Below are 7899 nucleotides of genomic sequence, written 5' to 3' on the forward strand. Positions count from 1 at the left end.
CGGGGAGAACCACAGCCATGACACAGCAGATAGCGGCCGACCAGCTGACGACGAGTGCCGACGAGGACGGCGTACGAGCCCTGCGTGCTCCGCTCGTCGACTTCAACCGCATCCCGATGGGGATCCAGGGCGACGCGCTCGCCGTGCACAGCGCTCACGAGGTCTACGAGCTACTCGTGGGGCTCTGGGCGCCGGCGATCATCGAGGCGGCCCACGACCTCGGGGTCTTTGCCGAGCTGCGGCTGGGGGCTGCTGCCGCCACGGGGGTGAGCTCAGCGCTCGGCACGGACACACAGGCGACCCGGGTGCTGCTCGACGCCCTACACGTCTATGGCCTGCTCGACCGCACCGGGTCCGAGCGAACCGGGCACACCTACGCGCTGCCGAGTCACCTCGCGGAGGTGTCGACGAACGAGGGGGCCTTCAGCCTGGTGGGCAAGTTCCTCCACGACCGGCACGTCGCGTGGCCGGCTTGGCGTGGGCTCGCCGAGACGGTGCGTCACGGCGCGCATCGCGCCGACGGCGGATGGTCGGAGAACCAGATCAGCTCCCACGACTACCTCGCCCTCGCCAAGGGCATCAGCTTCTGGGCCCCGCCGGTCGTCGAGCTGTTGAGCCATGAGCTGCAGGTGCTCGGCTGGGACGTGGACGGCCCACGTCGCATGCTTGACGTGGGGTGCGGTACCGGTATCTACACACACCTGCTGCTGGGCCGCTTCCCGACGTGGCGCGGTCTCGGGTTCGACGTCGAGGACGTCGTCGGGCTCGCGTCGACAACAGCGCACGAGTACGGCGTCGCAGACCGCTTCAGTCCGATGAACGGTGACTTCTGGTCCACTCCATGGCCCGCCGAGCAGGACCTCGTCTTCTTCGGCAACATCTTCCACCTCGAGCCGCGTGGCCGCGCCCAGCAGCTCGCTCGCCTCGCCTCCGACGCGCTGGCCGACGACGGCCTCGTTGTCATCGTCGACCAGATCCGAGTCGGCGATACCGAGCGCGAGTCGGCCCAGGACCGCTTCGCGGTGCTCTTCGCGGCATCGATGCTCGCGACCGGCGGCGGGGACACCTACCGCTTGGCCGAGTACGACCGCTGGCTGCGCGACGCCGGCTTGGCCCGAGTGAGCCTGGTCGACGCGCCGATGCACCGGATCCTGATCGCCCGACACTCTCGTTGAGGGCACTGGATCGCGGCGCCCCCCCCCGAAGATGCCGTATGCCGCCCAGCTCGTACAGCGGGAAGCGACGGTTGCGTGCCACGGCAGCAACACACCAACCTCGATGGCGACGAGCCACGATGCCGCCGCGCAGACCGCAGCGAAGCCGACGTTCGACAGGACGGCGGACGCGCGGCTCAGCGACGTGGGCTGGCGTGGGTCGAGAGAACCCACCCGGCCCCGCTACCACTGGACTGTGTGCACTTTTCGTCGCCGTGACAGCCAAGAGTGCACACAGCCGCTCGATGCCGCGAGCGTTCCGGCGGCCCACACACCCCGACCGTCGTGCAGCATGCCGCTCACCCCGACTCGCCCTCCCGGCCGCGGCGACGGATCGCACCGTACATCCACACGAGCACGGCGACGAAGACGATGACGCCGAGCGCGTTGGCCCACGGCGCGAAGCCTTCGCCGACGATCGCCAGCGGCTCGCCGCTGCCGGAGGCGACGACGATGGCGGCGTAGGCGACGCCCCACAGGCTGTCGCCGACGATCAGGCCGGTCGCCATGAGCACCCCGAGCCGTTTGGCCCGGTCCGGGTTGGCCTGCTTGGCGGCCCACCCGTCGTAGAGGTGCCCGAGGACGGCGCCGACCGCGATCATGACGGTGAGGGACATCGGCAGGTAGATGCCCATCCCGACGGCGAGCGGCGGTAGCCGGCGGTGATGGCCGATGCGGCCGAGCCACTCGTCGACCCCGATGACGACCGCACCGATGAGGATGCCGAGGCCGACCATGCCCCAGTCGAGCTGGCCGCCGAAGACACCCACGGCGAGCGCCGAGATCAGGCCGGCCTGCGGGGCGGGCAACGCGTTCGGTCCGGCCCCGGGTCCGCCGACGAAGCCGAACGCCTCCTGCAGCAGGTCGAGCACCGGCGCGATGACGAGGGCGCCGAAGACGACGCCGATGACGAGCGAGACCTGCTGCTTCCACGGCGTGGCGCCGACGAGCTGCCCGGTCTTGAGGTCCTGCAGGTTGTCGTTGGAGATCGTCGCGATGGCGAAGATGATCGCCGTCGCGAAGAGGGTGTAGGCCACCAGCTCGGTGATCCGTTGCGGACTGCCCCCGGCACCGTGCAGGATGACCATGACCAGTGACAGCAGGAGCGTCACGAGGATCCCGACCCCGGAGATGGGGCTGTTCGAGGAGCCGATGAGCCCGGCCATGTAGCCGCAGATGGCGGCGACGATGGCCCCGATGACGACCGTGAAGACGACCGTGACGATGATCGTGCCGGCCTTGTCGTCCTGCAGGTGGGTGTCGTTGAGGAACGACCACAGCAGCGCGGCGATCGGCACGAGGGAGACGAGGATCCAGCCGCCCACGATGCTGATCGGCAGGTCCTGCTCCTGCAGGCTCACCGACTCGCCGGCGCGGCGGGACTTCGACGAGACGGCGGCGTCCTTGATGCCGCGCACGATCGGGCCGACGATCTTGACGAGGGCCCAGATCGCCGCGATCGCCATCGTGCCGGCCCCGACGAACCGCACGTCCGAGGTGAAGGTCGTGTCGACCAGGTCGGAGATGCTGGTGGCGCCACCGGCCTGGCCCCAGCTCATCACCGGCACGAGGACGCCCCAGCCGATCGCCAGCCCGACGAACATTGCGATGCCGACGGACAGGCCGACGAGGTGCCCGATGCCGACGAGCGCCAACGACAGGCTCACCGAGCCGCCGATGGCGCCCGAGCCGATGCGGGTGGCCGCGGACAGGCCGTCCGAGAGGACCTTGAGCTTGGTCAGGATCCCGAACGCGGCGGAGACGATGCCGCCCACGATGATCGTGCGCAGACTGCCCTTGTCGCTCTCGCCGCCCGACTTCACGCCGACCTTGAGCACCTCGGCGGCGGCTCGCCCCTCCGGGTAGGGCAGGTCGGAGGTGGTCACCAGCGCCCGCCGCAGCGGCACGGTGTACATGACCCCGAGCGCGCCGCCGATGACGCAGATGGCCAAGGTCGTCCAGTAGGGGAAGTTCTGCCACCAGCCGATGATGATGAGGCCGGGCAGCACGAAGATGATCGCCGCGAGCGTGCCTGCGGCCGAGGCGATCGTCTGGACGATGTTGTTCTCCTGCACGCTCGTGTCCCGTACCCGACGCAGGACCGCCATGGAGATGACGGCTGCGGGGATGGAGGTGGCGAACGTCAGGCCGACCTTGAGACCGAGGTAGACGTTGGCCGCCGTGAACACGAGCGTGATCACGCCGCCGATGATGATGCCCCGGATGGTCAGCTCGCGCGGAGTCGTGGCCTTGGTGGGGGTGACGCTCGACATCGCTGATACCTCCTGCCCGTGCGGTCAATCTGCCCGACCGCGGCAGTCGCGGTCGGGATACAACGCGGCAGTTCGGCAACGTGAAGCCTCTCCACGGTCGCACATCGGGGCAGCGTCCGCACGCGGGAGCGCGGGCCACTGTGCTAGAAACGGGCACAACCGAAGGGGGCCTCACCGTGGACCTGCTCAGCATCGGCATCGTCGCGACGTCGCGCAAACCCGACGAGCACCGCCTCCCCATCCACCCGGCGCAGGTCTCCCGGATAGACGCCGATCTGCAGCCCCAGGTCTGGCTCGAGACCGGCTATGGGGAGCCCTTCGGCGTCACCGACGCGGACCTCGCACCGTATGTGGCGGGGCTGTGCTCGCGTAACGAGCTCGCCGACCGGTGCGACGTCGTCATGCTGCCCAAGCCGCTTCCCGCCGACCTCGCCGACCTGCGCGACGGGCAGATCCTCTGGGGCTGGCCGCACTGCGTCCAGGACGCCGAGATCAGCCAGCTCGCCATCGACAAGCGGCTGACCCTCATCGCGTTCGAGGCGATGAACCACTGGAACGCCGACGGGTCCTACGGGCTGCACGTGCTGCACAAGAACAACGAGATCGCCGGCTACGCCTCGGTGCTGCACGCCCTCACGCTCGTCGGCTCGACCGGGCACTACGGCCGGCCGCTCACGGCGGCTGTCCTCGGCTTCGGGGCGACGTCACGCGGGGCGGTCACCGCGCTCGGTTCCCTCGGCATCACCGAGGTCGACGTGCTCACCCAGCGCGACCCGAGCGCGGTCGCGGCGCCGATCCACTCGGCGGTGATGAGCCGCTTCGAGCCGGGTCGGCGCGACGGTACCGAAGGCGTCGTGGTCCGGCCGCACGGTGAGGTCGCGCTGCCAGAGTTCCTCGCCGGCCACGACCTCATCGTCAACTGTGTCCTGCAGGACCCGAACAACCCGATGATGTTCCTCACCGATCAGGATCTGCCCAGCCTCGCTCCGGGCACCCTCGTCGTCGACGTCTCGTGCGACGCGGGGATGGGCTTCACGTGGGCACGGCCGACGAGCTTCGCCGAGCCCATGTTCACCGTCGGCGACCGCGTCCGGTACTACGCCGTCGACCACAGCCCCTCCTACCTGTGGAACTCCTCGACCTGGGAGATCAGCCAGGCCCTGCTGCCCTACCTGGGCACGGTGCTGGCCGGCCCCGACGCGTGGGCAGCCGACCCGACGGTCAGCCGTGCCATCGAGATCCAGGACGGCGTCATCCGCAACGCGGACATCCTTGCGTTCCAGTCCCGCTCGCCCGAGTACCCGCACCCGGTCACCCGATAGCCCGCGAACCCGACTGCGCCACCAGCCCAACAGCAGGTATGCCGCTCAGCCGGCTGAGCGGCATACCTTCAGGTGGATGGATGGCGGCGACGCAACTCGCTACAGCTCTCGTCGGCTCTGCACGTCGAGCTTCGTGAAGATGTTGTGCAGGTGGGAACCCCACCGTCTTGGGCGTGATGAACAGCTCTGCTCCCACGCGCCGCGCTCGGACCCGGTCCAGCCAACGCACGGGCCGCAAGCGGCCTCGACCGTGGCGCCGTCCCAGTCCCCCAGCAGGCCGCGCACCCGGGCGCGCAGGACGTGGGTGCGGCTCTCGAAGGTCGACGGTTGCCACACCGAGGCGAGCTGCACGCGGATGTCGAGATCGGCGAGGGCGTCACGGAGGTCGCCGGCGTAGAGACGCAGCATCCCGCGGACGGCGACCAGGTCTGCTCCCCACGGCGTCACCAGGTGGGCCGGCGCTCGGGCGGCCAGCAGGGCGGTCGCCTCGTCGATCCGGCCCGTCTGCCACAGGGAGAGGGCCGTGGTCGTGAGGATGTCGGTGGCGAGCTCCGGGTCGTCGCAGGACCGACTGTGGCCAGTACTTTCAGCGCCGGTGGCGGGATCCCCAAGGATCGACGGCACCGTGCACAGTGCTCCAGATGCTCGGGTGGCTGGCCGAGGTGGCACTGCCCCCTGCCGCCAGGGTGGTCCGGACCGTGGCGCTCTCGGCTGGGCAAGAAGATGAGCAAGCCGTTCTACGACATCGAGGGCAGCCTGTACTCGACCCGGGAGAACGCTACGGTCAGGTAGCGCCCACTCAGTCCCGCGCGAGGAACTCGACCGCGGCCTGCTTGAAGGCACGGGCCGACACCGCGTTGACGTGCGTGCGGCCGGGCAGGGTGAGTACCTCGACCGTCGGGACGAGCTTCTCGAGAAGAGGGAGCGAGTCCACCAGGTCGTCCTTCTCGCCCGACACCAGGAGCACGGGCTGGGACGGCACCGCGGTGGCCGCGTCGTACGGCTCCTGCTTGACCGCGGCGACCAGATGCAGCAGCGTCTGCGCGGGCGAGCCGGGCGAGGTCTGCATCATCGTGACGAGCGCTGCGGTGGAGGCATCCTCGACCGGCGTCCCGTCCGCGAGGAAGCGCTGCGCGGCGGCGAGGTCGAGCTGGGCGAGCGGGTCGTCGTGGCTCGGGCCGCCCAGCACGATGCGCCGTACAGTCTCCGGGTGGGCCGAGCCGAGCTCCCACGCCAGTCGCGAGCCCAGCGAGTAGCCGACGACGTCGAGGCCGCTCACCGGGTCACCGTTCGCGATCGGCCGGGCGCCCGCGTCGGTCGCGATGCGCAGCAGCGCGCTGCGGATCCGGCTCGGCGCGTAGGCCGCGACATCCTCGGGGGCCGGGCTCCGGCCGTGACCGGGCAGGTCGACGGCGATGACGCGACGGCCCGCCGAGAGCAGTGCCGTGAACCACCCGGTCTGCTCCCAGGTGAGCTTGACCGACGAGCCGAAGCCGTGGACGAGCAGGACCGGCGGCAGGGCAGCCGGGGTCTCGGGCTCGGCGACGACCACGACGAGGCCGTGCTCGACCCGCACCACGGATCGTCCTGTCGTCGCCGCGGCCTCAGTCATCGTCGAGGTTGGCACTCAGGCGGACCCGCCGCTTCGGTGCGCCCTCGGCCGGGACGGTCCCGACGATCCCGGCGGTGTCGTCGGCGACCTCGAAGACGACGAGCGGGTCGCCGACCTTGATGACCTCGCCGGGGGCGCCATACGTCTTCTTGACGACGCCGGCCTGCGGTGAGGGCAGCTCGAGGGTCGACTTCGTCGTCTCGACCTCGACCATCGGTTGGTTGCGTTCGACCTGGTCGCCCTCGGCGACGAGCCAGTCGAGGATGGTTGCCTCGATGAGGCCTTCGCCGAGATCGGGCAGGGGGAAGGACAGCTCAGCCACGCTGGTACTCCAATACTCGCTGGATGCCGAACAGGATGCGGTCGACGTTGGGGACGTACTCATCCTCCAGGTCACCGGAGGGGTACGGCACGTCGAAGCCAGTGACACGCTCGACCGGGGCCTTGAGGGTGCCGAAGCAGCGCTCGGTGATCAGCTGGGCGACCTCGGCGCCGAGGCCGGCGGTGAGCGGCGCCTCGTGCACGACGACGGCGCGGCGGGTCTTCGAGATGGATGCAGCGAGGGTGTCCGCGTCGATGGGCTTGAGCCAGCGCAGGTCGAGCACCTCGATGTCGACGCCGTCCTCGGCGGCGAGCTCGGCCACCTGGAGGCACCGTGCGACCATGGCGCCCCACGCGACGAGCGTCAGGTGGCGACCTTCGCGGGCGATCCGCGCTCCCCATGGGGTCGCGCCGTCCGCGGAGTCGGCAGGCTTGATGCCTTCGGACTCGGCGCCCTCGGACTCGGTGACGACCGGGCCCCTCTGCCAGTAGCGCGACTTGGGCTCCATGAAGATGACCGGGTCGTTCATCCGGACCGCAGTCTTGAGCAGCGTGTAGGCCTGCTGTGGGTCGGCAGGGGAGACGACCTTTAGCCCGGGGACGTGGGCGAACACCGCCTCGAGGCTCTCGCCGTGCATCTCCGGGGCCCGTATGCCGCCGAAGCTCGGGACGCGCAGCGTCACCGGCATCGGCAGCGCGCCGCGCGAGCGGTAGTGCATGCGGCCCAGCTGCGTGACGATCTGGTTCATGGCCGGGTAGCTGAAGCCGTCGAACTGGACCTCGGGGACGGGCCGGAAGCCGGCCATGGCGAGCCCGATCGACATCCCGAGGATGCCTGACTCGGCCAGCGGGGTGTCGAATACCCGGTCGGAACCATGGGCGGCGGCGAGGCCGTTCGTGACGCGGAAGACGCCGCCGAGGGTGCCCACGTCCTCACCGAGTGCGAGGACGTTCTCGTCCTCGGCGAGCAGCTCGTCGAGGGCGAGGTTGAGGGCGCCCTGCAGCGACAGGTTGCGCGCCTCGGCGGGCACGGCGTCGGTCGGGGAGGCCGAGGTGGCGGGGGTCATGGCTTCGGGGGTCACTGTGTCTGGTGTCATGGCCTTGGGTGTCATCGCGTCTGGTGTCATCGCGTCTGGGGTCAGGGTCTCAGGCATGCT

The 7899-nt window shown here is 70.0% G+C and carries 7 protein-coding genes; 2 read left to right on the top strand and 5 right to left on the bottom strand.

The window, feature by feature from the left end; translation table 11 throughout:
* Positions 1-17: 17 nt before the first annotated feature.
* On the top strand, positions 18-1175 hold the full coding sequence (locus L0H79_RS01635) for a class I SAM-dependent methyltransferase (RefSeq protein ID WP_301482792.1): 1158 nt from the start codon (positions 18-20) through the stop codon (positions 1173-1175).
* Positions 1176-1513: 338 nt separating this feature from the next.
* Here L0H79_RS01635 and L0H79_RS01640 read toward each other — a convergent pair whose 3' ends face one another.
* On the bottom strand, positions 1514-3487 hold the full coding sequence (locus tag L0H79_RS01640; RefSeq protein WP_301482793.1) for an OPT family oligopeptide transporter: 1974 nt from the start codon (positions 3485-3487) through the stop codon (positions 1514-1516).
* Between the two features lie 176 nt (positions 3488-3663).
* Here L0H79_RS01640 and L0H79_RS01645 point away from each other — a divergent pair, with 176 nt between their 5' ends.
* Positions 3664-4809: a N(5)-(carboxyethyl)ornithine synthase gene (locus L0H79_RS01645; RefSeq protein WP_301482794.1), complete on the top strand. Its 1146-nt coding sequence runs from the start codon at positions 3664-3666 to the stop codon at positions 4807-4809.
* Between the two features lie 99 nt (positions 4810-4908).
* On the opposite strand, the gene L0H79_RS01650 is transcribed toward L0H79_RS01645, so the two are convergent.
* From L0H79_RS01650 to L0H79_RS01665, 4 genes are all read right to left on the bottom strand, one after another.
* Positions 4909-5433 (bottom strand): hypothetical protein, encoded by a 525-nt coding sequence (locus L0H79_RS01650; RefSeq protein ID WP_301482795.1) that lies wholly within the window; start codon positions 5431-5433, stop codon positions 4909-4911.
* A gap of 175 nt (positions 5434-5608) precedes the next feature.
* Entirely contained in the window at positions 5609-6421 is an 813-nt protein-coding gene (locus L0H79_RS01655) for an alpha/beta fold hydrolase (protein ID WP_301482796.1), read from the bottom strand.
* Positions 6414-6743 (bottom strand): biotin/lipoyl-containing protein, encoded by a 330-nt coding sequence (locus L0H79_RS01660; RefSeq protein WP_301482797.1) that lies wholly within the window; start codon positions 6741-6743, stop codon positions 6414-6416. The genes L0H79_RS01655 and L0H79_RS01660 overlap by 8 nt, the downstream gene beginning before the upstream one ends.
* Positions 6736-7809: an alpha-ketoacid dehydrogenase subunit beta gene (locus L0H79_RS01665; protein ID WP_301482799.1), complete on the bottom strand. Its 1074-nt coding sequence runs from the start codon at positions 7807-7809 to the stop codon at positions 6736-6738. Before L0H79_RS01665 ends, L0H79_RS01660 begins: the two co-directional genes overlap by 8 nt.
* Positions 7810-7899: the final 90 nt, after the last annotated feature.

It is taken from the genome of Intrasporangium sp., assembly GCF_030452765.1.
Taxonomy (GTDB): domain Bacteria; phylum Actinomycetota; class Actinomycetes; order Actinomycetales; family Dermatophilaceae; genus Intrasporangium_A.

What these genes read in the sequence shown, in the direction of transcription:
- L0H79_RS01655 (WP_301482796.1), bottom strand. Translation starts at nt 6,421, where the DNA reads ATGACTGAGGCCGCGGCGACGACAGGACGATCCGTGGTGCGGGTCGAG.
- L0H79_RS01665 (WP_301482799.1), bottom strand. Translation starts at nt 7,809, where the DNA reads ATGACCCCCGCCACCTCGGCCTCCCCGACCGACGCCGTGCCCGCCGAG.
- L0H79_RS01640 (WP_301482793.1), bottom strand. Translation starts at nt 3,487, where the DNA reads ATGTCGAGCGTCACCCCCACCAAGGCCACGACTCCGCGCGAGCTGACC.
- L0H79_RS01635 (WP_301482792.1), top strand. Translation starts at nt 18, where the DNA reads ATGACACAGCAGATAGCGGCCGACCAGCTGACGACGAGTGCCGACGAG.